This window comes from Glutamicibacter sp. JL.03c, assembly GCF_025854375.1.
Classification (GTDB): Bacteria; Actinomycetota; Actinomycetes; order Actinomycetales; family Micrococcaceae; genus Glutamicibacter.
Window position 1 is genome coordinate 1,893,311 of the sequence record NZ_CP107575.1, and the last position, 24,939, is coordinate 1,918,249.

19 protein-coding genes are annotated in these 24,939 nt (G+C 59.5%); 9 read left to right on the forward strand and 10 right to left on the reverse strand.

All coding sequences use genetic code 11. The annotated features are described in order from the left end of the window. Positions 1-4 precede the first annotated feature (4 nt). From proB to OF385_RS08750, 5 genes are all read right to left on the reverse strand, one after another. Positions 5-1,162: a glutamate 5-kinase gene (gene proB, locus OF385_RS08730; RefSeq protein WP_264275043.1), complete on the reverse strand. Its 1,158-nt coding sequence runs from the start codon at positions 1,160-1,162 to the stop codon at positions 5-7. 3 nt (positions 1,163-1,165) lie between these two features. Next, on the reverse strand, positions 1,166-2,755 hold the full coding sequence (gene obgE, locus OF385_RS08735; RefSeq protein ID WP_264275044.1) for a GTPase ObgE: 1,590 nt from the start codon (positions 2,753-2,755) through the stop codon (positions 1,166-1,168). 126 nt (positions 2,756-2,881) lie between these two features. Further along, on the reverse strand, positions 2,882-3,136 hold the full coding sequence (gene rpmA, locus OF385_RS08740) for a 50S ribosomal protein L27 (protein ID WP_022875303.1): 255 nt from the start codon (positions 3,134-3,136) through the stop codon (positions 2,882-2,884). A gap of 49 nt (positions 3,137-3,185) precedes the next feature. Continuing rightward, entirely contained in the window at positions 3,186-3,494 is a 309-nt protein-coding gene (rplU, locus tag OF385_RS08745; protein WP_022875304.1) for a 50S ribosomal protein L21, read from the reverse strand. Positions 3,495-3,722: 228 nt separating this feature from the next. Beyond that, a complete protein-coding gene (locus OF385_RS08750; protein WP_264275045.1) occupies positions 3,723-6,569 on the reverse strand; it encodes an Rne/Rng family ribonuclease in 2,847 nt (948 codons plus the stop codon). Between the two features lie 604 nt (positions 6,570-7,173). Between OF385_RS08750 and OF385_RS08755 the strand changes: the two genes are divergently transcribed. The 4 genes from OF385_RS08755 (at position 7,174) to OF385_RS08770 (ending at position 10,602) form a co-directional block, all read left to right on the forward strand. Next, entirely contained in the window at positions 7,174-7,797 is a 624-nt protein-coding gene (locus tag OF385_RS08755; RefSeq protein ID WP_264275046.1) for a vitamin K epoxide reductase family protein, read from the forward strand. 166 nt (positions 7,798-7,963) lie between these two features. After that, complete coding sequence (locus OF385_RS08760) at positions 7,964-8,572, forward strand: GNAT family N-acetyltransferase (RefSeq protein WP_264275047.1); 609 nt, start codon at positions 7,964-7,966, stop codon at positions 8,570-8,572. A gap of 180 nt (positions 8,573-8,752) precedes the next feature. After that, positions 8,753-10,039 carry an AI-2E family transporter gene (locus OF385_RS08765; protein WP_264275048.1) on the forward strand — a complete coding sequence of 429 codons (1,287 nt, stop codon included), beginning with the start codon at positions 8,753-8,755 and terminating at the stop codon, positions 10,037-10,039. Between the two features lie 356 nt (positions 10,040-10,395). After that, on the forward strand, positions 10,396-10,602 hold the full coding sequence (locus tag OF385_RS08770; RefSeq protein ID WP_264275049.1) for a hypothetical protein: 207 nt from the start codon (positions 10,396-10,398) through the stop codon (positions 10,600-10,602). A gap of 71 nt (positions 10,603-10,673) precedes the next feature. On the opposite strand, the gene ndk is transcribed toward OF385_RS08770, so the two are convergent. Genes ndk through ileS form a run of 4 tightly spaced genes read right to left on the reverse strand, consistent with a single transcriptional unit; the run spans position 10,674 to position 16,176 of the window. Then, a complete protein-coding gene (gene ndk / locus OF385_RS08775) occupies positions 10,674-11,090 on the reverse strand; it encodes a nucleoside-diphosphate kinase (RefSeq protein WP_264275050.1) in 417 nt (138 codons plus the stop codon). 39 nt (positions 11,091-11,129) lie between these two features. Then, the gene (locus tag OF385_RS08780; RefSeq protein ID WP_264275051.1) at positions 11,130-11,564 is read right to left on the reverse strand and encodes a DUF4233 domain-containing protein; all 435 of its coding nucleotides are present in this window, start codon (positions 11,562-11,564) and stop codon (positions 11,130-11,132) included. A gap of 2 nt (positions 11,565-11,566) precedes the next feature. Further along, on the reverse strand, positions 11,567-12,859 hold the full coding sequence (locus tag OF385_RS08785) for a bifunctional folylpolyglutamate synthase/dihydrofolate synthase (protein WP_413468150.1): 1,293 nt from the start codon (positions 12,857-12,859) through the stop codon (positions 11,567-11,569). Positions 12,860-12,915: 56 nt separating this feature from the next. Continuing rightward, positions 12,916-16,176, reverse strand: coding sequence for an isoleucine--tRNA ligase (gene ileS / locus OF385_RS08790; RefSeq protein WP_264275053.1), 3,261 nt, complete (start codon positions 16,174-16,176; stop codon positions 12,916-12,918). Positions 16,177-16,614: 438 nt separating this feature from the next. On the opposite strand from ileS, the gene helR reads away from it, so the two are divergent. The 5 genes from helR (at position 16,615) to OF385_RS08815 (ending at position 23,304) form a co-directional block, all read left to right on the forward strand. Beyond that, complete coding sequence (gene helR, locus OF385_RS08795; protein WP_264275054.1) at positions 16,615-18,762, forward strand: RNA polymerase recycling motor ATPase HelR; 2,148 nt, start codon at positions 16,615-16,617, stop codon at positions 18,760-18,762. Between the two features lie 30 nt (positions 18,763-18,792). Beyond that, positions 18,793-20,037 (forward strand): sensor histidine kinase, encoded by a 1,245-nt coding sequence (locus OF385_RS08800; protein ID WP_264275055.1) that lies wholly within the window; start codon positions 18,793-18,795, stop codon positions 20,035-20,037. Beyond that, entirely contained in the window at positions 20,037-20,654 is a 618-nt protein-coding gene (locus OF385_RS08805) for a response regulator (protein ID WP_264275056.1), read from the forward strand. The genes OF385_RS08800 and OF385_RS08805 overlap by 1 nt, the downstream gene beginning before the upstream one ends. Positions 20,655-20,765: 111 nt before the next feature. After that, positions 20,766-22,862 (forward strand): MMPL family transporter, encoded by a 2,097-nt coding sequence (locus OF385_RS08810; RefSeq protein WP_264275057.1) that lies wholly within the window; start codon positions 20,766-20,768, stop codon positions 22,860-22,862. After that, on the forward strand, positions 22,855-23,304 hold the full coding sequence (locus tag OF385_RS08815) for a DUF2871 domain-containing protein (RefSeq protein WP_264275058.1): 450 nt from the start codon (positions 22,855-22,857) through the stop codon (positions 23,302-23,304). The genes OF385_RS08810 and OF385_RS08815 overlap by 8 nt, the downstream gene beginning before the upstream one ends. Positions 23,305-23,468: 164 nt before the next feature. Here OF385_RS08815 and OF385_RS08820 read toward each other — a convergent pair whose 3' ends face one another. Further along, positions 23,469-24,923: an FAD-dependent oxidoreductase gene (locus tag OF385_RS08820; RefSeq protein ID WP_264275059.1), complete on the reverse strand. Its 1,455-nt coding sequence runs from the start codon at positions 24,921-24,923 to the stop codon at positions 23,469-23,471. Positions 24,924-24,939: the final 16 nt, after the last annotated feature.

A 24,939-nucleotide genomic window follows, 5' to 3' on the forward strand; every position in this document is an offset into this window, starting at 1 on the left:
CATCCTAGAAAATAGGTTCTATCAAAGCTAGGTCATCGACATGCACGACCGACTTATCGTAACCTTCGCCGAGCTGCTCAACGAGATCGCCAGTGTTCTGACCCAGCATCTCGGGCAACTCCTCGGAGCTGAAGTTCACCAGGCCGCGGGCAAATGGCACACGATCCGATCCGCAAATTTCTACGGCGTCACCGGGTTCGAAGGCGCCTTCTACGTCAATGATGCCGGCAGCCAACAGCGAATTGGTTCCACGGGAGATCGCCTGGACTGCTCCGTCGTCAAGGATCAGCCGACCCTCGATGCTGGCAAGGTATGCCAGCCATACGTCACGGGCAGAGCGACGCGAATTTCGTGCGGCGAACCAGGTTCCCACATCCTCACCGCGCAACGCCTTGGCGGCGTTGTCGGTGCTTGTGACCAATGTCGGGATGCCGGCGGAGGAGCTCATGGTGGCGGCATCAACCTTGGTGATCATGCCGCCAGTTCCTACGCCAGCTGCGCCCGGGGTTCCCAGGTCGACGGCTTCAAGCTCGTCAGGATGCTCGATGGTGGTGATGCGGCTGCCGCCGTCTTCGGGGTGCGCGTCGTAAACGGAATCGACATCCGAGAAAAGGAGCAGTGCGTCGGCCTTGACAAGGTGCGCTACCAGGGAGGCAAGGCGGTCGTTGTCGCCGAAGCGGATTTCGCGAGTTGCCACAGCGTCATTTTCATTGACGATGGGAAGCACTCCAAGATTTAACAGCCGAACGAGGGAGCGCAGAGCGTTGGTGTACGATGAGCGCCGCATCAAATCGTCGGCGGTCAGCAGGACCTGGCCGACTCGCAAGTCGTGCTCTTCAAATAGCTGCGTGTACTCGGCTAGCAGCAACCCCTGGCCAACCGCCGCGGCGGCCTGCTGGGTTGCCAGGTCCTTAGGACGCTTTGGCAAACCCAGCGGGGCCAGGCCGGCGGCAATCGCACCGGAAGAAACGAGAATTACCTCGGTACCGTTGTTCACGGTTTCGGAGAGAGTGTCCACCAGGAACTTCAGTCTTTCATGGGATATTCCCCCGCTGACCGTGGTCAGAGAGCTGGATCCAACCTTTACTACGAGTCGCCGTGCATCCGGCAATTCGTGAGGAGAGGTAATGGCTGAAATAGTCTTGGTGGCACTTTCACTCATACTTTATTCTTCCTCCTGCGCTGCCTTCTTTGCAGCAGCATTTTTTGCGTTCTTCGCATTGACCGATTCGGTCCAGATGCCGGCCTTGCGCTCGGCTTCCAGCTCCGCACGGGCAGCGGCCTTGGCGGCCTTCCGGTCCTCGTGTTCGGCGCGCTTTTCTTCGCGGGTCTTCCGATTGCCGCGGTCTTCGAGCCGCACGTCTTCGCCACGGCGGCTTCCGCCGAGCAATTCCGCGCCGGCAGCCATGGTGGGCTCCCAGTCGAAGACCACGGAATTTTCTTCGGAACCAATGACGACAGCGTCGCCCGGCTTGGCCCCGGCTTTGAATAGCTTGGTTTCTACCCCCAGTTTGGCCAGGCGGTCAGCGAGGTAGCCGACGGCCTCATCGTTTCTGAAGTCGGTCTGCATGATCCAGCGTTCTGGCTTTTCGCCGATAACGCGCCACAGTGGCTCAAGGTTTTGTTCCTCGCGGCGAATGTAGAACTCTTCCTTGTTGCTGAAGCGCGGTCGGATCACTGGCACTTCGACGACCGGTGCCTCCACGACCCGTTCGGCTCGCGCTTGTTCTACCAATTCAGCCATAGCAAAGGAGAGTTCACGTAATCCGTTACGTGACAGGGCTGAGATTTCAAACACGCGGTATCCGCGCTTCTCGAGCTCAGGGCGCACGAATTCAGCCATCTCAGCGCCATCTGGCATGTCAACCTTGTTCAGTGCAATCAGCTTAGGGCGATCAATGAGCGGAACGATCGTGCCGTCGGTTCCGGCGAAGGTGGAGTCGGCTTCATAATTCGCCAGCTCGGCTTCGATGATGTCCAGGTCGGTGATCGGATCGCGATCCGATTCCAGCGAGGCGCAGTCCAAGACGTGCACGATGGCAGCGCAACGCTCTACGTGGCGCAGGAACTCGTGGCCCAGGCCCTTGCCCTCGGATGCGCCCGGGATCAGCCCCGGGACGTCGGCGACGGTGAAGCGGGTCTCGCCTGCCTGAACGACACCCAGGTTAGGAACAAGGGTGGTGAATGGATAATCGGCGATCTTCGGGCGCGCCGCGGAAACTGCAGCGATCAACGATGACTTGCCAGCCGATGGGTAACCCACCAACGCGATGTCGGCCATGGACTTGAGCTCCAGGACGATGTCCTGGCTAGTTCCGGGAATGCCGAGCAATGCAAAGCCTGGGGCTTTGCGCTTGTCAGAAGAGATGGCAGCGTTGCCCAGGCCACCCATGCCACCGATGGCGGCGATGTACTCGTCGCCAGAGTTGATCAGATCGCCGAGAATGTCGCCGTCCCTGGACTTCACCACGGTGCCTGCAGGCACCCCGAGGATCAGGTTTTCGCCGTGCTTGCCCGGGTGCAATCCACCCTTGCCTGGCTCGCCATTGCCGGCCTTGCGGTGTGGCAGGTGGTGGAAGTCCAGCAGCGTGGTGACCTGGGGGTCAACGCGCAAGATGATGTCGCCGCCCTTGCCGCCGTTGCCGCCATCGGGTCCGCCAAGCGGTTTGAATTTCTCGCGCTTGATGGACACACAACCGTGGCCACCATTACCTGCGGTGACATGAAGGGTTACGCGATCAACGAATGCAGCCACGGGGCCATCTTCTCCTAGAACGGGGGTGCGAGTTTCTCTCGCAGAAAAAGTCTATCTACGCACACAAGGGGCGGACCGAATAACGGCCCACCCCTTCTGTACTAAAAAATTTGCCTGATGCCTAAATTAGGCAGCAGCAACAATGTTCACCACGCGGCGACCACGACGGGTGCCGAACTCGACTGCACCAGCAGCCAGGGCGAACAGGGTGTCATCCTTGCCACGACCTACGCCGGCGCCTGGGTGGAAGTGGGTGCCACGCTGACGAACGATGATTTCGCCAGCCTTGACTTCCTGACCACCAAAGCGCTTTACGCCTAGGTACTGTGCGTTGGAATCGCGACCGTTGCGAGTGGAACTCGCACCTTTCTTATGTGCCATGCCTTTTAGCCTCTTTCGCTACAAAAATGGATATTACGATCAGCCAGAATTAGGCGATCGAGGTGACCTTGACCTTGGTCAGAGCGGCACGGAAGCCCTGGCGCTTCTTGTAACCGGTCTTGTTCTTGTACTTCTGGATAACGATCTTCTCGCCACGAAGGTTTTCTACAACCTCAGCGGTGACCTTGACCTTAGCCAGATCAGCAGCGGCGGAAGTTACCTTCTCGCCATCTACCAACAGCAAAGCAGGAAGCTCGATGGAGCTACCTGGGGCAGCCTGAAGACGGTCAACGGTGATGAGGTCTCCTACGGAAACCTTCTCCTGGTGGCCGCCTGCGCGGACAATTGCGTACACCACGTGGGTACTCACTTCTACTCGACGTTTATTGTCTTACCGGCGCAGATATCGACCCGAACACCCATAAATGAGTGCGTATCCCGGGGATCTCATGCGCTTGTGCCTTGACGCCGAGCGGACGGAAAGTCCGTGATCTTGGCGTTTAGCACCGATCAACTAGATTACGCTAGTCCACACCACTGGGGCAAATACAAACTGCCCCAGCGGGTGAAGCGTGACCAAGTTCATCTATTTCAGCTCGCGCACCGGAACGCCGACACCGAACATTACCGGTTGCCCGGCAGGCTCGGCTGGCTTTTCGCTTTGCGAACTGGAGGAATCCATTTGAACTACCGAACCGGTAGCAGCGGATACCTCTGCCACGAGAACCTCTGCAGTCGCGTCGCCCTGAGCCGAGGTGGCTCGACGGCTGCGTCGCTTTGGCTTCGTGGAATTCTGTGGGGCCGCCGTGCTAGCGGCGGCCGAAGCTTCGACAGTTGCCTTGGCCTCGGTCGTACCCGGAGCGCTCGACGCCGGCATAGCCAAACCGGTCAGCACCGGCTGGTCCTGAACCGATGCGGCACCAGCGCCCTGCGGGCGTGAAGCCCGGCGGGAACGCTTGCGAGGCTGCTCAGCAGGCTTGGACTCATCTTCGGCAACAGGGGCAACTGGCTGCTGCTCCGCAACGGTCTGATCGTTTTCTGCTGGCTGGGCTTCCTGCTGTGGCGCCTCACCCTGTGAACGGTTGCGTCCACGGGAGCGCGAGCGGCGACGCGGCTTGCGCGACGACTCGCCATTCTCCTCGCCGCTCTCGTCCTTGCCCGGCAGGGCAGCTTCAAGGGCTTCAAGGGTTACGGAGACATCGGCGGCAACCGGAGTGCTGGTCTTGATAACAGGAATCTGCTCGCCCTCGATGCTCACAGCGTTCTCCACGTGTGGCTCCAGATGCGATGCGGCGGCGATGCTTGCCAACGCATGGCGGGTGGCTTCATCCTTCTCCCCGTTCGGCGCGGCCTCCTGCTTGGCAGCTGGCTTGGCCTCGTCCTTCTCGCCACCGCGGCGGCGGCGCGAATTGCGGCTCGGCTTCTCGCTGAACTTCTTGGCGTGGGGTTCGCCGGCGGAATTGAAGGTGCGGCGCGACTCAACCGGCTCTTCGTGGGTGATGACACCCGCTCCAGCGCAGTGCTCGCACTCTTCGCCGAAGACCTCAAGCAGGCCGGTGCCCATGCGCTTGCGGGTCATCTGGACCAGGCCCAGGGAGGTCACTTCGGCCACCTGGTGCTTGGTGCGGTCACGGCCCAGGCACTCCACCAGACGGCGCAGTACCAGATCGCGGTTGGATTCAAGAACCATGTCGATGAAGTCGATGACGATGATGCCGCCGATATCACGCAGGCGCAGCTGGCGGACAACTTCCTCGGCCGCTTCCAAGTTGTTCTTGGTGACGGTTTCTTCAAGGTTGCCGCCCGAGCCGGTGAATTTACCGGTGTTCACGTCGATGACGGTCATCGCTTCAGTGCGGTCGATGACCAGCGAACCACCCGATGGCAGGTAGACCTTGCGGTCCAGCGCCTTGGCGATCTGCTCGTCAACGCGGTAGTTGGCGAAGATATCCTCTTCGGACTCCCACTTCTCCAGGCGGCCCATCAGATCCGGTGCCACGTACATGACGTAGGCCTCGATGGTGTCCCAGGCGTGCTCGCCGGAAACGATCAGCTTGGTGAAGTCTTCATTGAAGACATCGCGGACCACCTTGATGGTCAGATCCGGCTCGGAGTACAGCAATTCCGGAGCCAGGGTCTTGGTGGAGTTGGCTTGCTCTTCGATACCTTCCCACTGCGCGCGCAGTCGGTTGATGTCGTTGGTCAGTTCTTCTTCCGAGGCGCCTTCAGCGGCCGTACGGACAATGACGCCGGCGTTTTCCGGCAGGTGATCCTTCAGGATCTTCTTCAGGCGCTGGCGCTCGACATCTGGCAGCTTGCGCGAGATGCCGGTCATCGAACCACCTGGCACGTAGACCAGGTAGCGGCCCGGAAGGGAGATCTGGCTGGTCAGTCGTGCGCCCTTATGTCCTACAGGGTCCTTGGTGACCTGCACGAGCACCGAGTCGCCGGCCTTCAGCGCGTTTTCAATGCGACGCGGCTGGCCTTCCAGGGCTGCTACATCCCAGTTGACTTCGCCTGCATACAACACGGCATTGCGACCGCGTCCAATGTCAACGAAGGCGGCCTCCATGGACGGAAGGACATTCTGGACCTTGCCGACATACACGTTGCCAATCAGTGAGTCCTGCTGCGTCTTGGAAACGAAGTGCTCTGCTAGCACTCCATCTTCGAGCACGCCGATCTGGATGCGGTCCTCGCGCTGGCGCACGATCATCTTGCGCTCTACGGATTCACGGCGTGCCAAGAACTCGGCCTCGGTGATGACCTGGCGGCGGCGTCCGGTCTCGCGGGATTCCCGGCGGCGCTGGCGCTTGGCTTCAAGGCGAGTCGATCCGCGCACGGAAGTCACCTTGTCGCTGGCGGAGCTGTGGCTTTCGATGCTGCCACGTGGCGCACGGACGCGGGTTACGGTGTTTGGCGGATCATCTTGTGAACCGCCTTCAAGCTCCAGGTCCACATCGCCGCGGCGGCGACGGCGACGGCGACGCGAGGTCACGTCATCGCTTTCGGCCTCGGCAGTTTCCTGGCGCGCCGGCTCCTGCTTTTTGGCAACAACCTGCGCCAACACGGCCTGGGCGGTTTCAGGCACGGCGAATGGATTCAAGATCATGGAGCTGCCATGCTCGGCCAATAGCTGGCCGGTGTGGTCCTCTACAGTCTCGGTGGCGCTTTGTGCCACAGACTGGTCTGCTGCGGCAGCTTCTCCGTTCACGGCATCTTCGGCGCCAAGCTGGGCAGGTTCGGTTTTGGCCGCTGCCTGCTCGACCGCCTCGTCGCTGGCAGCATGGCGCGCCGCCTGTGCACGGCGCTCAGCCTGGCGGCTGGCACGCTGGGTGGTATCAGGCGTGGAAACCTGGGTGCGGCGAGTGGCTCGCCAGCGGTATGGGCTTTCTTCGATGCCGGCTGCGGCATTGAGTTCTGCCAGAGTCATGGCGCGACGCAATGGTCGCGCAGGGGTGGTTGAAACGCTGGTACGACGGGCTCGCGTTGAACGGTTGCCCCGCTTATTACCTTGCGCTCCACCCTTTCGTTGATTTGCTGCGCTCATTTAAATTCGCGTACTCCTACTTTGTCCCGCTTTGGCATCCTCCACAGACGGCGCCGCAGCTGAAACTACAATCATCACGTGCCCTTGACCGGTTTCCTTAAACCAGCCAGACACAAAAGCTCGCTATTTTCCGCGGGATTGCCACTGGCTTATTTGACTAAGACAGACGCAATTCCTGCGGATCAACGTGGCCTATGAAAACCGACTGCTTTCCTTTGCAGCCCTACGATCCGCGGTATTCCCTCGGGAGGCGCACATATTGGGCACTCAACCGAAGCGATGCATCGCCTGGCGATCTGTTGTTTCAAAAGTCTGTCGTCGGGTTGAAAGCAGACTGTGGATCCGCGAACAACCATTTCCATTCTCTCATATTTCGTTCATGCCTTGTTCATTGCTTCTCATCAGTTGCACAGAATCGCTTCCTAAGATGAAAAACGCTCGAAGCGGAATCTCCCGTTTTCCTACAAAATTATGGAATAGTCGAAACATGGTTTCATCACTAGAAAAGAGCCACCACCCGGGCGTGTTGCCATGGTGGGCCAAGGACCGCGGATTCGGACTGGTTCTCATCGCGACAGGGTTAATCTCCTGGCTCGCAGCCGGGACCCTCGTTTTGGAACGCATCGAGCTCTACAAGAATCCTGATTACGTCACCAGCTGTGATATCAATCCATGGATTTCCTGCGGCACCGTGATGAGGTCTGAACAGGCAGGGATCTTCGGATTCCCGAATCCGTTCTTCGGCATCGTCTGCTTTGCCATAGTCATCACCATCGGAGTGGTGCTGCTTGCGGGCGTGAACAAGCTGCAACGCTGGTTCTGGATCTGCTTCCAGATTGGTGTCACCGCCGCCATGGGCCTGGTCATCTGGTTCTGGTCCCAGGCACTGTATGAAATCAATGCCCTATGCCCCTACTGCATGGTGGTGTGGGCCATGGTGATTCCGCTCTTCGTCTTCACCACAGCGCGCAACGTGGTCACAGGCATCATTCCTGCCGGCGCTGGGTTGAAGAAGTTCTTTACCGAGTGGAGCTGGATTGTCACAGCGATCCTGTGGATCCTGGTAGCCGCTTCGGTGGTTCTCCGCTTCCCTAATGCGTTCTTCGGCTAGATTCTGCATCTCCACCCGCCGGTTCGTTGTGCTTGCAACGGACCGGCTTTCGTTTTGCCGGAAACCTCTCCAGGCTTCAGAAGCGCGCCACCTGCGCCTACCGCCAATGGTTCGCGAACTGCGATCGTCATGCCCCTTCCACAGCTAGGACGGATAGATTGGATACATGGCAAGTGACAAATGGAACACAGAAAATGCCCAGAACTACGGGATCGATCTACTGATCTCAGACCAATTGCGCCTGCGCGAACTGCAGGAAGAAGATCTTCCGTTTCTTACCCAGTGGTGGAATAGCCCGGAATTCATGGCATTGCAGGGAAGCCTCGTGCTCCCCCACCCAGTCCAGGAAGCAGCCACCCTCTTCAAGTCCCGAAGCCTCAACCGAGGCACGACTGACGGTGTTGGACTATCCATTACCCTGCCGGATGACACACTCATCGGGCACACCGCGCTCTATGACTACAACGCACCGGCTCGATCGGCTGAGCTCATGATCATGATCGGCGGCTCAAATGTGGGGCAGGGCTACGGAACCCTGGCCACCAAGATGATCATCGACTACGGCTTCCGTGAGATGGGGCTAAACCGGATCGGGTTGACGGCCTGGGCCTACAACGAAAGGGCATTGCGGACGTTTATTCGTTCGGGCTTCCGAGAAGAGGGCCGTGTCAGGCAAGCTGGATTCCACGATGGATCATTCCACGACAAGATCGTCATGGGGTTGTTGGCTGAAGAATACTTCAAAAGCCGATTGGCCGTGCAGCCGCTGGGCTGACTTTGACCGCTCGCACTGGCGAGCGGTCATTTTCTTTTGAGCAGCTGATTGCGGGCCATCCACGTGCGTCAGAACTGGGCCGCGAGAAGGAATTAATCATCCTTTCGGTGTTGCCCCCAGTGCCCTTGATCTAGCTAGCCTATTCTTAGAACTAATTAGTACGAGCTACGAGGAGCAACCATGGCCCTTTTCCGCAAGGCTAAATCCCAAGTACCGGCAAAAAGGCCGTCGCGAAAGCCAGTGACGGCGACTGCCTCCAACCCAAACTTGGCAGCCGCCGACGCAAAACCCGATTTCACGGTCTCCGGGCTGTGGACAGATCTGCTCGGTCGCCTGGGAATCCGCAGTGCCCAGTTGCTCGTTGTCGGAGTTTTGGGAGCATTCCTGATCATCGGGATGCTTCGTTTGACGATGATCGTTATTCCTACGCTGCTTGCTGTCATCATTTCCTGCGCGCTGTGGCCGTTGGTCGTCAAGCTGCGCAAGGTTTTCTCGCCCTTGCTCTCGGCGTGGATCGTCTTCCTGGGCTCCCTCTTGCTCCTTGGCGGCGTCGGCACGGGCCTGGTCTTTTCTGTCATCAATGAATGGCCAAAGCTCGTTGATAAAGCCGTCCAAGGTTTTAATCAGCTCAACGACATGGTCCAGGATCTCATAGGCAATCTGCCGATATCTATTGATCAGGGACAAATTGACAACGTCGTTAGTACAGTCACCGGATTCCTGACAAGCGCGCAGTTCGGCACCGGCGCGCTGAACACGCTCAGCGCGGCAGGTAGCTTCCTCACCGGTCTGGTCCTGCTGCTGGTGATCCTGTTCTTCTTCCTGAAGGACGGCGACAAGATCTGGGCCTTCGCGATTTCGTGGACACCGGTTCACTACCGCAACAAGTGGATCCTATCCGGTGACCGCGCATTGCGGACCTTCGGCGGCTATATCCGCGGCACCGCGACCGTGGCTGCAGTCGATGCCATTGGCATTACTGCAACCTTGTTGATCGTTCGGGTGCCGCTGGCTATCCCCCTGGGCATCATCGTGTTCCTCGGCTCCTTCGTTCCAATGGTTGGTGCTACGGTGGCAGGCATTCTGGCAACCCTGATTGCCCTGGTAACCAACGGGCCGATTGTCGCTTTGATTGTCTTGGCAGCCGTGATCCTGGTGAACCAGCTTGAAGGCAACTTCCTGCAGCCGGTCGTAATGGCTAACGCGCTTAATCTTCACCCGCTGGTTGTCCTGCTGGCCTTGACTGCCGGCACGGTGCTTGCAGGTATTGTTGGCGCGGTGCTGGCCGTTCCACTGGTTGCCGCTTCCTGGTCCGTGATCAAGGTCTGGACAGGACGCGACAAAATGGATCCTGTCCCTGCCGCCAGTGCGGATATCAAATCCGAAGTCGAAATAGACCAGGACGACAAGGCCCTCGAAAAACTGGAATCCGGCACAGAGGAATCCTCGGAGGCTCCTAAGGCCTAGGCTCGGAACCCGGTAGCTCGAAGTTCTTTAATTTGCCTCGCAGATCCGCTGACACGGCGCATGGACCTGCGGGGCGAATTCTTTAATTTCATATGTGCGACTGTTAGAATTATTGCAAACCTGTTCATCCGGGATTAATGCTCAGTTGACCAGATCTTTCAGTAGAGAGATTATCAACGGATGCCGAGAACCAGTGTGGTGACGTTGTCACGGATATGGCGAATGTGTTTAATGTGACTGAAGTGAGTCAGGTCGATCGCTCGCAGGATAACCTTGGCAGCAAGGATTCTGGGATCGCGAATCAGTCACTCTGAAGGATAGAGACCGCTACGCAAACAAGCCTGGAAGGACCGCGAATGTTGGATTTCAGAAATGGGAACTCGGACGAGGATTTGGCGCATCTGGTCGACGCGACCGTCGCGCATCATCAGGTAGTCACCGTCGGCTCAGTCGAGGACTTCGAACTCACGTCAATTCAAGATCCTGCAGAACCCCGTACAGCGGCAGACTCCATCGCCAAGGGACCCGATGCGCCAGCTGAATCCCTGGACGACTGGTACTGAGACTGACTCCAGAGCATAAAAATATCCCAGCAGATCCGAGTTTGATCTGCTGGGATATTTCTGTTGATGGCTTACTTGCCGAACCAGATCGCAATCTCGCGCTCTGCGGACTCGGGCGAGTCGGAGCCGTGCACGAGGTTCTGCTGGACCTTCAGGCCCCAGTCACGGCCGAAGTCGCCGCGGATAGTGCCCGGAGCCGCAGTGGTTGGATCGGTCGTTCCCGCCAGCGAGCGGAAGCCCGGGATGACGCCCTGGCCCTCGGCGACGATGGCAACAACCGGGCCCGAAAGCATGAACTCCACGAGCGGCTCGTAGAATGGCTTGCCCTCGTGCTCTGCGTAGTGCTCGGCGAGCAGTTCGCGGGTAGCGTCCAGCTGCTGCAGCTTGGCAATGGTGTAGCCCTTGGCTTCAATGCGGGCGAGGATCTGGCCGGTGAGGGCGCGCTTGACGCCATCTGGCTTGACCAGGATCAGGGTACGTTCAGTCATTTGACTACCTCTTCGTATCGGTGATGTATTTCCAAAAATCTAGGCTTGTTCGGGATGCGCCTGTTCCCAGGCTTCCTGGGCTGCGGCTCGACGCTTGTTCTCCACGTCGATTTCTTCGCCCTTGCTCAGCGCATACCACCAGCACAGGGCAAAAGCGGCGGCCAGGTAGAACATGTCCACCAGGATGAATCCTGTCAGGAAGAAGACCGCCTGCAGCGCCCAACCAATGATGTAGCCGATCTTCTTGCCCAGCAGCGCGCAATTCAGGATGCACAGCAGGGCTACCACCGCGCCCAGGGTCAGCACGACTACCGGCTCGCCCCCACGCTTTAGACCGAATGCGGCCAGCGTGACGAAAACTGCCAGAAGCGCTTCGCACACCAAGACCGTTGACGCGAACATCATCTTCGTCGAGCGCAGCTTCTTCTTCATGCCAGGACGCCACTCGCGCTGTGCACGGGTGAGTTTGGCCATTGTCAGTCACCTCTCTTGAGCAACAGTGAAATCTCGCCCACCAGTGTAATCGACCCGGTGACCAAGACGCCTCCACCGAGATCTTCGCCAGCTTCTGCGCGGCCTACCGACCACTCGACAGCGTCTTCAAGGTCCTCGGTCACATGGATATCTTCCTCGGGCCACCCGGCGTTCATGGCCAAATTGGCCAATTCGCCGGCCGGGATGGCTCGTGGCGAGGAGGACTGGGTGATGCACAGGTCTTCAACCATGTCGCCGTACTCTTCACGCATGGTGTAGAGCATTGCTTCGGCATCCTTCTCGCGGAGGATGCCCACCATCAGCACGAGGCGGGTAAAGCCGAAGGATTCCTTGATCGCCTCGGCGGAGACCCGGATGCCCTCCGGGTTGTGCCCCGCGTCGACCAGGATGCTCGGTGCGCTGCGCACCAGCTCAAGTCGTCCCGGGCTGGAGGTCGCGGCGAATCCCTGGCGCACCAGATCGGCGTTCAGCTCACGCTGCCCGCCTCCGAGGAACGCTTCGACAGCAGCGAGCGCGACGGTAGCGTTCTGCGCCTGGTGGGCCCCGAAGAGCGGCAGGAAGATCTCTTCATAGCGACCTGCCTGCCCCTGGATGGACAGCAGCTGTCCGCCCACGCCGGATTTGCGCTCCAGCAGCTTGAAGTCCAAGGTGTCGAAGGCCGCCGGCACTTCCAGCTCCCGGGCACGAGCCAGCAGCACGTCTGCGGCATCCGTTGGCTGGGTCGAGGAGACCAGGTAGCCGCCGGGCTTGAGGATGCCGACCTTTTCCTCGGCAATCAGCTCGGTGGTATCCCCCAGCAGATCGGTGTGATCCAGGGAGATCGGCGTGAAGACCGAAACGTCGGCATCCGCGACGTTCGTGGCATCGGTGATGCCGCCCAGGCCGACTTCGAGCACCACAACATCAACTGGAACCTCTGCGAAAATCGCAAAGGCCAAGATGGTGACGGCCTCGAAGTAGGTCAGCGTGGTTTCGCCTCGCTCGGACAGCTCGGCATCGACAATTTCGAGGAAGGGGCTGATCTCATCCCACACCCGCACGAAGGTCTCGTCGTCCACTGGCTCGCCGTCAATGGCGATGCGCTCGGTCACCGAGACCAGGTGCGGCGACGAGTAGCGGCCGGCGCGCAGGTCATGCGCGATCAGCAGCTGCTCGATCATGCGGGCGGTCGAGGTCTTGCCGTTGGTGCCGGTGATGTGGATGACCGGGCACGCCTTATTCGGCTCGCCGAGGATCTCCATCGCACGGAACATCGGATCCATCCGGGGTTCCATCTTGTTTTCCGGCGCACGGGACAATAATTGCCCGTAAACGCGGTCCAGTTCGCTCACTAGTTGGCCTCAACTTTGTCGGAGTCTAGCTTGGATACGGTGATCTGCTCCTCGGCAGCCGAGCCATCAGCTACCAGTTCCAGCTGCGCGGTCAGCGTTTCGCCGGCCACCAGCTCGCGGTTGGCTTCCAGCGCTGCGATGGTCACGGCATTGGCGGTGATCACGGTGTGGATGCGATCCGATACCTGCAGATCGGCATCCTTGCGGGCCGACTGGATGGCGCGGATCATGTCGCGGGCGGTGCCCTCGGCCGCCAATGCTTCGGTTACCTCGGTGTCCAGCACCAGGAAGCCGCCATCGATAACTGCCGCGGCGATCTCGCCTTCTGCATCCACCACGGTGTCCAAGGTGTATTCGCCCTCTACCAGTTCAAGGCCGCCGGCGGTCACGACGCCATCGGTCACCGACCAGTCGCCGGATTTGGCGCCCTTGATGGCCTGCTGGACGTTCTTGCCCAGGCGAGGACCGGCCGCGCGGGCGTTGACTACCAGCTGCTGGCTGATGCCGTAGCTGGCCGCGTCGACGCCTTCGGCATCGATCAGGGTGACGGCCTTGAGGTTCAGCTCATCCTTGATGATCGAAGCGTAGGTGCCATCCAGGCGCGCTGCTCCGGTGAGCACGACCTTCAGCTCTGCCAGCGGCAAACGCACGCGCAGGTTCTTGGCCTTGCGCAGCGAAGAGCCGACCGAGCAGATCTTGCGGGTGGTTTCCATGGTTTCGAGCAAGGATGCATCGGTCGGGAACTCGTTGGCATCTGGCCAGTCGGTCAGGTGCACCGAGCGCTGACCGGTCAGCCCGCGGAAGATCTCTTCGCTGGCCAGCGGCAGCAGCGAAGCAGTGACCTTCACCAGGGTTTCCAGAGCGGTGTACAGGGTATCGAAGGCCTGGGTGTCTTCATCGAAGAAGCGCTGGCGGGAGCGGCGCACATACCAGTTGGTCAGCGTGTCCATATACTGGCGCACGGCCTCGGTGGCGTCGGAAACCTCGTAGGTGTCCAGCGCTTCGGTGACTTCGCGCACCAGCTGGCCGGTGGCAGCCAGCATGTACTGATCCAGCGGGTCGGTGGAAGTGGTCGAGCGCTTGGCCTCGTAGCCTGCCCCGTTGTTGGCGGAGTTGGTGTAGAGGTTGAAGAAGTGCCAGACGTTCCACAGTGGCAGCAGCACCTGTCGCACGCCATCGCGGATGCCCTGTTCGGTGACCACCAGATTGCCGCCGCGCAGGATCGGGCTGGCCATCAGGAACCAGCGCATGGCGTCGGAGCCGTCGCGGTCCAAGACCTCGGTGACATCCGGGTAGTTGCGCAGGGACTTGGACATCTTCTGGCCATCGGAGCCCAGCACGATGCCGTGCGAGATCACGTTGGTGTAGGCCGGGCGGTCGAAGAGCGCGGTGGAGAGCACGTGCATGGTGTAGAACCAGCCGCGGGTCTGGCCGATGTACTCCACGATGAAGTCAGCCGGGTGGTGTCCCCCATCGAACCAGTCCTGGTTGCTGAATGGGTAGTGCACCTGGGCGTAAGGCATCGACCCGGAGTCGAACCAGACATCCAGCACGTCTTCAACGCGCACCAGGGTTCCGCCTTCGGCGCAGCCTTCGTGGGCCTTGGTCAGCTCGTCGATGAAGGGGCGGTGCAGATCCGGCTGGCCCTCGTGGTTCAGCGGCAGGCGGCCAAAGAAGTTCTTCAGTTCATCGAGCGAGCCGAAGACTTCGCGGTGCGTGCATTCGGCTCCGGTGCATTCCCAGACCGGGATCGGCGAACCCCAGTAGCGGTTGCGCGAGATGGACCAGTCGCGGGCGTTTTCCAGCCACTTGCCAAACTGGCCGTGCTTCACGTTGCCCGGGATCCAGTTGATCTGCTCATTCAGCTCGACCATGCGGTCCTTGAACTTGGAGACCTCGACGTACCACGAGGAGATCGCGCGATAGATCAGCGGGGTGCGGCAGCGCCAGCAATGCGGGTAGGAGTGCTCGTAGGAAGCCTGCTTGACCAGCTTGGCTTCGTCCTTGAGCACGTTGGTGATGGTCTTGTTCGCATCGAAGACCTGCACGCCAACGATGCCGTCCAGCGGACCACCGGCGAAGACCGGCAGGAACTTGGCGCCTTCGTCAACCGAGAGGATGACCGGGATGCCGTTTTCTTCACAGACCTTCTGGTCATCTTCACCGTAGGCAGGAGCCTGGTGGACGATGCCGGTACCGTCAGCCACGGTGACGTAGTCAGCGGTGACGATCTGCCAGGCGTTTTCGGTCCCGTACTTTTCGGTGTCGGTGTAGGTGTCCCACAGTGGCTGGTAGCGCACGCCAGCCAAATCCGCGCCAACGTAGGTGGCGGTGATGGATGCGGCGGCTTCCTTGCCATCCTTGTAGCCCAGGTCCTTGGCGTAGGAGCCCAGCAGGTCCTTGGCCAGCAGGAATGGACCAGCAGCGGCCGAAGCCTTCACGCCAGCCTCGCCGGCAGGAACGACGACGTACTCGATCGACGGGTGCACTGCCAACGCGGCGTTGGTTGGCAAGGTCCATGGAGTGGTCGTCCAGGCCAGGGCCTGCACGCCGGCCAAAGCCTTCGAAGCTTCGGTCTCACCGGCCAGGAGGGTGAAGCCGACGGTGACGGTCTGGTCCTGGCGGTTCTTGTACACGTCGTCATCCATGCGCAGCTCATGGTTTGACAGCGGGGTCTCGTCCTTCCAGCAGTATGGAAGCACGCGGAAGCCCTGATAGGTCAGGCCCTTGTCCGAGAGCTGCTTGAAAGCCCAGATGACCGATTCCATGAACTCGACGTTCAGGGTCTTGTAGTCGTTTTCGAAGTCCACCCAGCGGGCCTGGCGGTTCACGTACTGCTTCCACTCGTCGGCGTACTTCATCACCGAGGTGCGGCAGGCGTCGTTGAACTTGTCGATGCCCATGGCTTCGATCTGCTTCTTGTCGTTCATTCCCAGCTGCTTCATGGCCTCCAGCTCGGCGGGCAGGCCGTGGGTGTCCCAGCCGAAGCGGCGCTCCACGCGCTTGCCGCGCTGGGTCTGGTAGCGGGCGACGAGGTCCTTGACGTAGCCGGTGAGCAGGTGGCCATAGTGCGGCAGGCCATTGGCGAAGGGAGGGCCATCGTAGAAGACGAATTCTTCGCCCTCGCGCTGGTCAATGGAGGCCTGGAAAGTGTTGTCGTTCTTCCAGTATTCGAGGACGCGCTTCTCAAGTTCTGGGAAGCGCGGTGAAGCCGGGGTCGAACCGGTTGGGTCTGTAGTGACCTTCGGGTAGAAGCTCATCGAATGGGCCGTCCTTCAAGCGTAGGGTCGATAAATCCTTGCCTACGAGGACGGCGGTTAGGCCGCGGTACCACCCCGCTTGTCCCCCGCCAGATGGCGAAGGACCACTTATCTTCAGCTGTGACGGGCTGGTCCCGTTCGGTTCTACTGGGCAAACATGATGTGTGCTGTTCTTCCGAAGGCTCCCCGGTGATAGCCGGATCAATGCCTGAGTACTTCTATCGTACCGTGTGATACGCGTGCTGAAAATCCGCCAGAACCCCAGTCATGGCAAGTGAGTTCAGGCTCACAACGCGGTGCGGAAACACGAAAAAATCTTTTCCTGCATTTTCAGAATAGCGCGTCGAGGGGGCCTTGCCGCAAGGCCCCACCCATGGCCCATAATCGATACCTTCCCCACGAAACCCGCCAGATCAGGAAGCTCATGTGCCTGCCACCATGTCGAATGCCAATTACTTCGCAACCGAACAGCAAAACCCAGCTCCAGAGATCTCCGCTGACATCGCGCAGGACCAGCAAAGGTTGCGTGAAGTCGCCGCACGCGTCGAGCAATTGCGCTCGGAAACCCTGAAGCGCATTGCATCACGCGGACGAGATCACGCCGGCAAACTCCAGCAATCGCTGGAACGCGACGTTGAACTGAACGAAATGGCCTCGCGTTTGCGCCAGCTAGACCGGATGGGGCCATACGCATGCCTGGGATTCATGGAGAACGCATCCACCGGCGAGCGCCACTACATCGGCCGAATCGGGTTGAGCGATGACCGGGGCAAGCAGCTCATGCTCGACTGGCGCGCCCCTGCGGCAGAACCATTCTTCGCCGCAACCCACGAAAACAGCTACGGGCTGGCTATGCGCCGACGCTACCGGTGGCGCCGTCAGCACATCACCGACTACTGGGACGAGGTCTTTGATTCGTCGCTACTGGCCTCGCATGCCCGCTTGGATGACCATTCCTCATTCCTCGCGTCTCTTGGCAGCCAGCGCTCATCCAAGATGCAGGATGTGCTCTCAACGATCCAGACGGATCAGGATGCGATTATCCGCAGCAGTTCACAGGGCGCCCTCGTGGTTGACGGCGGACCCGGAACCGGCAAGACAGTGGTCGCGCTGCACCGTGCTGCCTATTTGCTCCATGCAGATCCGAGGCTGCGCGGCCAGGGCGGTCGCGTGCTGGTAGTGAGCCCGCACGAGGCTTACTCCGGGTACGTCTCGGACGTTCTTCCCAACCTGGGTGAGAACGAAGTGCTCATTTCGACGCTTTCGAACATAGTTTCGATAGGTGAAGATTTGCCGGCTGACCAGGATCCTGAAGTACGACGGATCAAAGCCAGCACAGCGATGCTCAAGACGATCGAACGGGCTATCACGGTATTCCAAGAGCCCCCAGCAACGGACCAAGTCGTTGAACTCGCCGAGGGTCGTGTAATCATTTCGGCGCAATTGTGGCGCAATGCCGTGGACATGATTGAACACCAGATGCCGCACAACGAAGCACGCATGGCGCTGCGCGGGGCCCTCATTGATCTACTGCTCCCCGAGCAGGACAGCACTCCCGGCACCGATGCATTGTTCCGTGCCGAGCTGGAACGCAGCACCTCGCTGGACGGCATCCTGGACGAGTATTGGCCCGTCCTGGATCCTGTCAATCTCTTCCGGGCACTGCTGGGCAACGATGCGCTGTTGCGCTACAGTGCCCAAGAACTCACCAATGAAGAAATCAGCCGTCTCTTGGCGAACCCTGCCAGCGATTGCTTCACCACAGCCGATTACCCGTTGATAGACCTGGCCCGCTTCCTCATCGGCGACCCGCACAACGAAGCCAAGCAACGCGAGGTACGATCGCGCAGGCTTGCCGAGCGCAACAGGTGGAAGAATGTCATTGACGACTTGATTGCTTCGGCTGACGACAAGGAGGACCTGTCCTCTCAGCTCATGCACCAGGACCTGCAAGAACAGCTCCTGAGCCAAGGCATGGAAAGCCCGGAGAGATCAATCAGCTTCGACGGCCCGTTTTCTCACGTCATTATCGATGAGGCCCAGGACCTGACCGACGCCCAATGGGCCATGATCCAGCGACGCTGCCCCTCCGGAAGCCTGACGATTGTCGGCGATAGGGCCCAGGCGGCGGAAGGGTTCGCCAGGAGCTGGGAAGAACGCCTGGGCGATATCGGGATCCGGAACATCACCGTCGCTCCCCTGCAGGTCAACTACCGCAGCACCGCGCAAATCATGGAGGCGGCCGCACAGCAGATCCTGCCGCATATGCCCGAGGCCAACGTTCCACGTTCACTGCGTTCGGACGGCGCTCCTGTGCGGTACGCGCGTCCGGCTGACCTCGGATCGATCTTGGAGCAATGGTTGTCCGAGAACAGCGAAGGCACCGCGGTGGTGATCGGCGCTCCAGGATTCGCTGCACCTGACCGGGCAAGCTCGTTGTCACCAGAGCATGCCAAGGGCTTGGAATTCGATTTGGTACTCGTCAACTTGCCCGAGAGTTTTGGCACCGGATTAAGGGGAGCTGTCCGCAGATACGTGGCCATGACTCGAGCAACAACTCAATTGGTGGTGCTCACCGAACAGTAGGCCGTCGGGCCTTTCGGTAGGCTGGCATCCATGAGCACGACGCAGCATCACTCAGCGCATTCCCAAAACCAGCAGCATGCCTTGGCCTCGCCAAGGGTGCTGCGCTGGGGACAACACCTGGTGACAGCGATCCTGCTGGCCATTGCGCTGCTGCGACAAGTATCTGCGCAAGACAATGCCCTTGCGGCAGTCTCCATTTCAGCGCTTTTCGCCGCCTGGTACATCGCAGGATTCGTTTCCCACCCAGCGAACAAGATCCACGCCGAACCCATGTGGTGGCTGGCGGTCCTGTTGCTCATCTGGATAGCCGCCCTCTTTGTCTCGGCCGAGTTCATGTGGCTGGCCTTCAGCCTCTGGCTGCTCTTGGGACACCAGCTGCCTTTCCTGTCCTCCATCTTGTGGTCTGTCGTCGTATACGCCTTGACCCTGTTAGCTCCCTATTTGCACCATGGTCACCTCAGCATCGCCGCTGTCGCGGGCCCACTGGTTGGCGGCCTCTTTGCCTGGGGCATTTCACGTGGCTACTTGCAGATGGAACGTGACGCCCAAGAACGTACTTCACTGGTCGATTCGTTGATGCGCGCGCAGCAGGAAACAACAGCCCTCCAAGAAGAACTCGCTCGCTCCCAGCATGAAGCAGGTATCGCGGCCGAACGCTCGAGGTTGGCCAGGGAAATCCACGACACCATCGCCCAACAGTTATCGTCAATCGGCCTACTCGCCAAAGCCGCCAGCGCAGCCAATGAACCGATAAGGACGCTCGACACCCTCGAACGCATCGACCAGTTATCCGGGCAGTCTTTGAATGATCTGCGAAGGATCATCGCCGCCTTGGCCCCAGCAGAACTCGATTCCAAGGCGCTCGCCGGTGCCCTTTCACGTATCCTTGATGACTTTTCAACTGATTCAGGTGTGGGAACAAATATCGATATAGAGCCCGGCCTGCCGCTACTGGATCCAAGTTTGCAGATAGCCTTGCTTCGCACCGCGCAGTCTGCACTGTCCAATGTCCGGCGCCACGCCCAGGCAACCACGGTTGCGCTGAGCTTGAGCTACAGTGACGATGAGATTCGCCTAGACATCGTGGATGATGGGCGCGGTTTCACCCCGCCTGCAGGCCGGCTGCAACACAATACTCCGGTAGGCGGTTTTGGGCTGACAGCGATGAACCGACGCCTCAATGAGCTTGGCGGCGGACTGGATGTAGAAAGCGCGCCTGGAGAAGGAACCGCACTCTGCGCCCACCTTCCACTGCGCATTGCAAAGGACAATTGATGATCAAGATCCTGCTGGTTGATGACCACCCGATTGTCCGCACCGGCCTGCGAGCGCTCTTCGACAACTACGAGAATATCCATGTGGCCGGTGAAGTATCTACTGGCGAAGAAGCTGTGGACTTTGTCATGGCGAACGACGTGGATGTGGTGCTCTGCGACCTGCGTCTGGGCGCGGGCATGAACGGCGCGCAGACAACAGCCGTCATCCGCAAACTTCCCAAGGCGCCACAGGTGCTGATCCTGACAACTTTTGACAAGGATGCAGAGATCTTGGCGTGCATCGAAGCTGGCGCTTGCGGGTATCTGCTCAAAGACGTCAGCGCGCAGACCATCGTCGAGTCCCTTCGACAAGCCGCGGATGGGCACTTGGTGCTGGCTCCGGAAATGACATTGCGCGTGGTTGAAGGGATGCGCCGGCCCAAAGTCGAACTGACCGCGCGGGAAAGGGATGTCTTAGCGCAACTTGCCACCGGCGCAGCAAATAAGCAGATCGCCAAGACATTGTTTGTTTCTGAAGCAACGGTGAAAACGCATCTGGTTCACATCTTCGACAAGCTACAGGCAACCACTCGAACGGATGCGCTCAACAAGGCCAGGGACCACGGACTGCTCTGATCCGGCATCGGAAGGACTCGACACTCCCGGGGATTTCTCAACCTTTCGGTCGATCTTTTATTCAGCTCATTCCACGATGGCTGAAGCTGCAAAATTCCGTTGACTGGAACTATGAAAGTTTCAGTAATCCCTCGGGTTGCTCGGTCGCTCACGAGCGGTCGTGGCGCCCGAATCTGGATCGCAGCGATCATCGCTGTCATCGCTATAGTTTTTGGATCGCTCAGCAGTCTCGAACCTCCAGCCCGATCTGATAGCTCCATCGTCAACGGCTCCGATTCCGCTCACGTCCAAGAGATCCTGGACGAAAATAGCACCGATTCCACTACCTCTGCCCTGCTGGTCGCGTCGAAGCCTGATCATTCCGCACTCAGCAATCAGGACAAGACTGCATTAGAAGGGCTAGCTGCCGGACTCAGCGCAGGTGCCCACGTGACCGACGGCCGCCTGCTGATCAGCGAAGACGAGCAAGCAGCAATGCTCCCGGTTTCGTGGAGCACTGTCTCCAACGAGGGCGACCGGCAAACGCTTGAAGATCTCCGCAACTGGATCAACGGGCATCCGATCCAAGGCCTCGACCTGCAGGTCACTGGAGCCACGGCTTTCGCAGTGGACATCACTGGTGCATTCGTCGGCGCTGACTTCACCTTGCTGGCCGTCACCGTAGGGATCGTCGCTCTCCTGCTTATCTTGACCTACCGCTCGCCAGTACTGTGGCTACTGCCGCTAGCCATAGTTGCAATAGCCGACCGCAGCGCCTCGCTGATCGCCAATCTTATAGGAAATCTCTGGGGCTTGAGCTTCGACTCAGGCGTGCTCAGCGTCCTGGTTTTCGGTGCAGGAACCAATTACGCATTGCTGCTGATTTCGCGCTACCGTGACGAGCTACGCGCAGAAGGAGATCACCGCCAAGCACTGGCCAACGCCTGGATATCAAGTTTCGAAGCGATCCTGACATCCAATCTGACCGTCGTCCTGGCTCTGTTGACCCTGGGCCTGGCCGTCATGGAAGACACACGTGGTCTGGGGATCGTCTGTGCCGCCGGGCTGCTGATTGCGGCGTTCTTTGTGCTGTTCCTCTTACCGCCGGTGCTGGCCATAAGTGGTCGCAAGGCATTCTGGCCGCTCGTGCCCCGGCCAGGTTCAGTGATCAAAAAGCAGGACTTCTTCGGGCGCGCAGCACGAATGGTCATGCAACGGCCGGGGCTGAACCTAGCGGCCATGATAGCCCTCTTGCTGGTCCTCGCGGGCCCGCTGGCTGGCACTCGAATCGGATTGCCGCAGGTCCAGCAATTCCGAACCGCGACAGAATCCTCCAGCGCGATGGAGCAGCTGTCGGCCCACTTCCCCGCGGGTGAAGCGCAACCAATCACCGTCTTGGCTGACCCCGATCAATTGGATGCGCTAGGCAGCCAGCTGGCTGGGGTGGACGATGTGAAGCGTGTCGGGCCGGTCCGCGAGGTAGGCAACTCGGACTGGCTGCAGTTCTCAGTAGTTCCTGCTATTGATCCAGACTCGTCGCAGGCCCAAGATCTGGTCGCCGAGCTTCGAACGGTCGCTGGAAAAGATGGGCAAGTGCTCATCGGCGGGCCAACGGCGCAGCAGCTGGATTCGCGTCAAATGCACCTACGCGATTTATATGTCATTGCCCCATTGATCATGTTCATCTGTTTCGCCATGCTCGCCTGGCTCACTCGATCTTGGCGGACAGCTCTGGCGCTTGGCCTGGTGAATCTGCTCAGTGCTGCCGCGGCTGCTGGGCTCGGATCCCTCGTGTCCTCACTCGTCTTCGATGCCACAGCGCTAGATGTCCAAGTTCCATTACTTGCCTTCGTCTTCCTGGTGGCCTTGGGCGTGGACTACACGATCTTCATCACCCATCGAGTCCGACAAGACGTTCAAAACCACGAGCTGCACGCAGCCATCGAGCAAGCAGCTAGCCGCACCGGCTCGGTGATCACCAGTGCAGGTCTCGTACTGGCCGGGGTGTTCGCCGCGCTGGCCACGCTGCCACTGACCGTGTTGGGCCAGCTGGGATTGATTGTCGGGCTCGGCGTTCTCCTGGATACGTTCGTCGTTCGAACGTTACTGCTCCCCGCACTTCTTCACGCATTAGGGACATCAGGGCGACCGCTTTTCGGCGGGATATCTCGCGACGCCAAACATGCCTCGGAACCAACAACCCCTAAAGAAAGCGAAATCCATGCGTAAGCTCGTCAACTTCTCCTTCCTCTATATGATCCTGGGAGTCGCTTCAGGACTGTTCTACCGGGAGTTCACCAAAATCAACCGATTCCCTGAGGGCCAGTGGACCCAGCTTTCAGTGGTGCACACGCATCTGCTGATCCTAGGATTCATCATGCTTATCGTAGTGCTGCTACTGGAAAAAGCGTTTGAACTAAGCAATCATCGAAAGCTCTTTGCGTGGTTCATGGGCACCTACAATGCCGGTGTCATTTTGACCGCAGGAATGCAACTCATCCATGGCATCATGACGGTGCTGGAGATTGAGTCATCAGCAATGATTTCCGGGATCGCCGGACTAGGCCACATGTCGATTACTGCAGGTATGGTCCTGCTCTTTGTCATGCTTCACCGCACCGTAGGCACTCGAACCGGCCGTGTGCAGATGGCGGGAATTACCGAGAAATAGTCCCGATTCAACAGCGTGCCAGGGCGTCCCAGCCCTATGGACAGGAAGCCTTCGCACGCCAAGGAAATTCGCGCTTATCAGCGCAGATACACCAATGGCGATGACAGCCAGCAAATCATTGCTAGCTGTCATCGCCATCGGGTAACTAGAGCCTGGGGTGAAGCTTACAGGCTCTCAGCCAATTTTTTTGCGCGGGAGAATTCCATCATGGCCTCGCGCTCGACTACCTTCACACGGTCCCGGGTGATCTCACCGAAGCGGGTGGAGACGGTGCCTGCGGCTGCGCCGAGTTCCTTCTCCCGTTCGTCCAGGGTCTTCCAGCCGTCCCAGTCGGAGAAGGCGATGCCGCGGCTTTCCAGCAGTTCTGCAATCTGCTGCGAGGATTCTGGCTCAGCGAGCTCAGTGAGGTCTTCCAGCAGGTGGGTGATGGTCTCCAGGGCGTCACCCTTGGTGTGGCCGATCAGCCCGATGGGGCCACGCTTGATCCAGCCAGTTGCGTAGAGGCCTGAAACGAGGGTTCCTGCAGAATCAAGAACGCGTCCTTCGTCATTGGGCAGAACGCCCTTGGCCCCATCGTACTCGATGCCATCGACGGCCGAGCCGAAGTAGCCGACGGCACGGTAGATGGCCTGCAGCGGGTATTCGACATATTCGCCGGTGCCCCGGGCACCGCCGTTGCCATCCAACTCGTTGCGTTCTACCTTCAGGCCAGCGACCTTGCCGTCCTCGCCCAGTACTTCGACCGGGGACTGCAGGAAGTGCAAGTGCAGGCGGCGCGAGGCGCTCGGGGCTTCTTCGCGTTCTTCCTGCTCGATGAGCCAGTTGGTCAGGGTGGAAACCATGGTCTTGGTCTGGTTGTTCGTCTTCATGGCCTCGTCGGAAGCCTTATCGAATTCGAAGTCTTCCGGGTACAGCACAATGTCAACGTCCTTGGAGTGCGACAGCTCGCGCAGCTCCAACGGAGTGAACTTCACCTGTGCTGGTCCACGGCGGCCGAAGACGTGGACGTCGGTGACGGCCGAGTCGTTCAGCTGCTCGTAGATGTGCTCAGGGATTTCGGTTTCCAGCAGCTGATCCGCATGCTTGGACAGGATGCGGGCGACGTCCAGTGCGACGTTGCCGTTGCCGATGACTGCAACTTCCTTGGCCGACAGGTCCCAGTTCTTCTCTGCGTCTGGGTGGGCGTCGTACCAGGAAACGAAGTCGGCGCCACCGAAGGAGCCCTCGAAGTCGATGCCCGGGATGTTCAGGTCAGCGTCCTTCTGGGCGCCAGTGGAGATGATCACGGCGTCGTAGCGAGCTCGCAATTCATCAAGGCTGATGTCCCGGCCGAGGCCGACATTGCCATAGAAATCGATCCAGTCGTTGTCAAGCACCTTGTGCAGTGCGTTGATAATGCCCTTGATGCGCGGGTGGTCCGGCGATACGCCGTAGCGGATCAGGCCGAAAGGAGTCGGCAGCTCATCGAAGAGGTCAACGTGCAGTTTCAATTCCCCCGATGCAACTGGCTGGCTCTTGCCCAGCAGGTCGGCGGCGTAGATACCGGCAGGACCGGCACCAACGATGGCTACACGCAGTGCCCGGGAGGCCAGGTGCTCAGGGATGATAATTTCACTCATCAAACAACTTCTCTTT

Coding starts and splice junctions, on each gene's coding strand:
- proB (WP_264275043.1), bottom strand. CDS start 1,162: ATGAGTGAAAGTGCCACCAAGACTATTTCAGCCATTACCTCTCCTCAC.
- rpmA (WP_022875303.1), bottom strand. CDS start 3,136: ATGGCACATAAGAAAGGTGCGAGTTCCACTCGCAACGGTCGCGATTCC.
- OF385_RS08750 (WP_264275045.1), bottom strand. CDS start 6,569: ATGACTCTGGCAGAACTCAATGCCGCAGCCGGCATCGAAGAAAGCCCA.
- OF385_RS08755 (WP_264275046.1), top strand. CDS start 7,174: ATGGTTTCATCACTAGAAAAGAGCCACCACCCGGGCGTGTTGCCATGG.
- OF385_RS08760 (WP_264275047.1), top strand. CDS start 7,964: ATGGCAAGTGACAAATGGAACACAGAAAATGCCCAGAACTACGGGATC.
- OF385_RS08765 (WP_264275048.1), top strand. CDS start 8,753: ATGGCCCTTTTCCGCAAGGCTAAATCCCAAGTACCGGCAAAAAGGCCG.
- OF385_RS08770 (WP_264275049.1), top strand. CDS start 10,396: ATGTTGGATTTCAGAAATGGGAACTCGGACGAGGATTTGGCGCATCTG.
- ndk (WP_264275050.1), bottom strand. CDS start 11,090: ATGACTGAACGTACCCTGATCCTGGTCAAGCCAGATGGCGTCAAGCGC.
- OF385_RS08780 (WP_264275051.1), bottom strand. CDS start 11,564: ATGGCCAAACTCACCCGTGCACAGCGCGAGTGGCGTCCTGGCATGAAG.
- OF385_RS08785 (WP_413468150.1), bottom strand. CDS start 12,859: ATGGAACCCCGGATGGATCCGATGTTCCGTGCGATGGAGATCCTCGGC.
- ileS (WP_264275053.1), bottom strand. CDS start 16,176: ATGAGCTTCTACCCGAAGGTCACTACAGACCCAACCGGTTCGACCCCG.
- helR (WP_264275054.1), top strand. CDS start 16,615: ATGTCGAATGCCAATTACTTCGCAACCGAACAGCAAAACCCAGCTCCA.
- OF385_RS08800 (WP_264275055.1), top strand. CDS start 18,793: ATGAGCACGACGCAGCATCACTCAGCGCATTCCCAAAACCAGCAGCAT.
- OF385_RS08805 (WP_264275056.1), top strand. CDS start 20,037: ATGATCAAGATCCTGCTGGTTGATGACCACCCGATTGTCCGCACCGGC.
- OF385_RS08810 (WP_264275057.1), top strand. CDS start 20,766: ATGAAAGTTTCAGTAATCCCTCGGGTTGCTCGGTCGCTCACGAGCGGT.
- OF385_RS08815 (WP_264275058.1), top strand. CDS start 22,855: ATGCGTAAGCTCGTCAACTTCTCCTTCCTCTATATGATCCTGGGAGTC.
- OF385_RS08820 (WP_264275059.1), bottom strand. CDS start 24,923: ATGAGTGAAATTATCATCCCTGAGCACCTGGCCTCCCGGGCACTGCGT.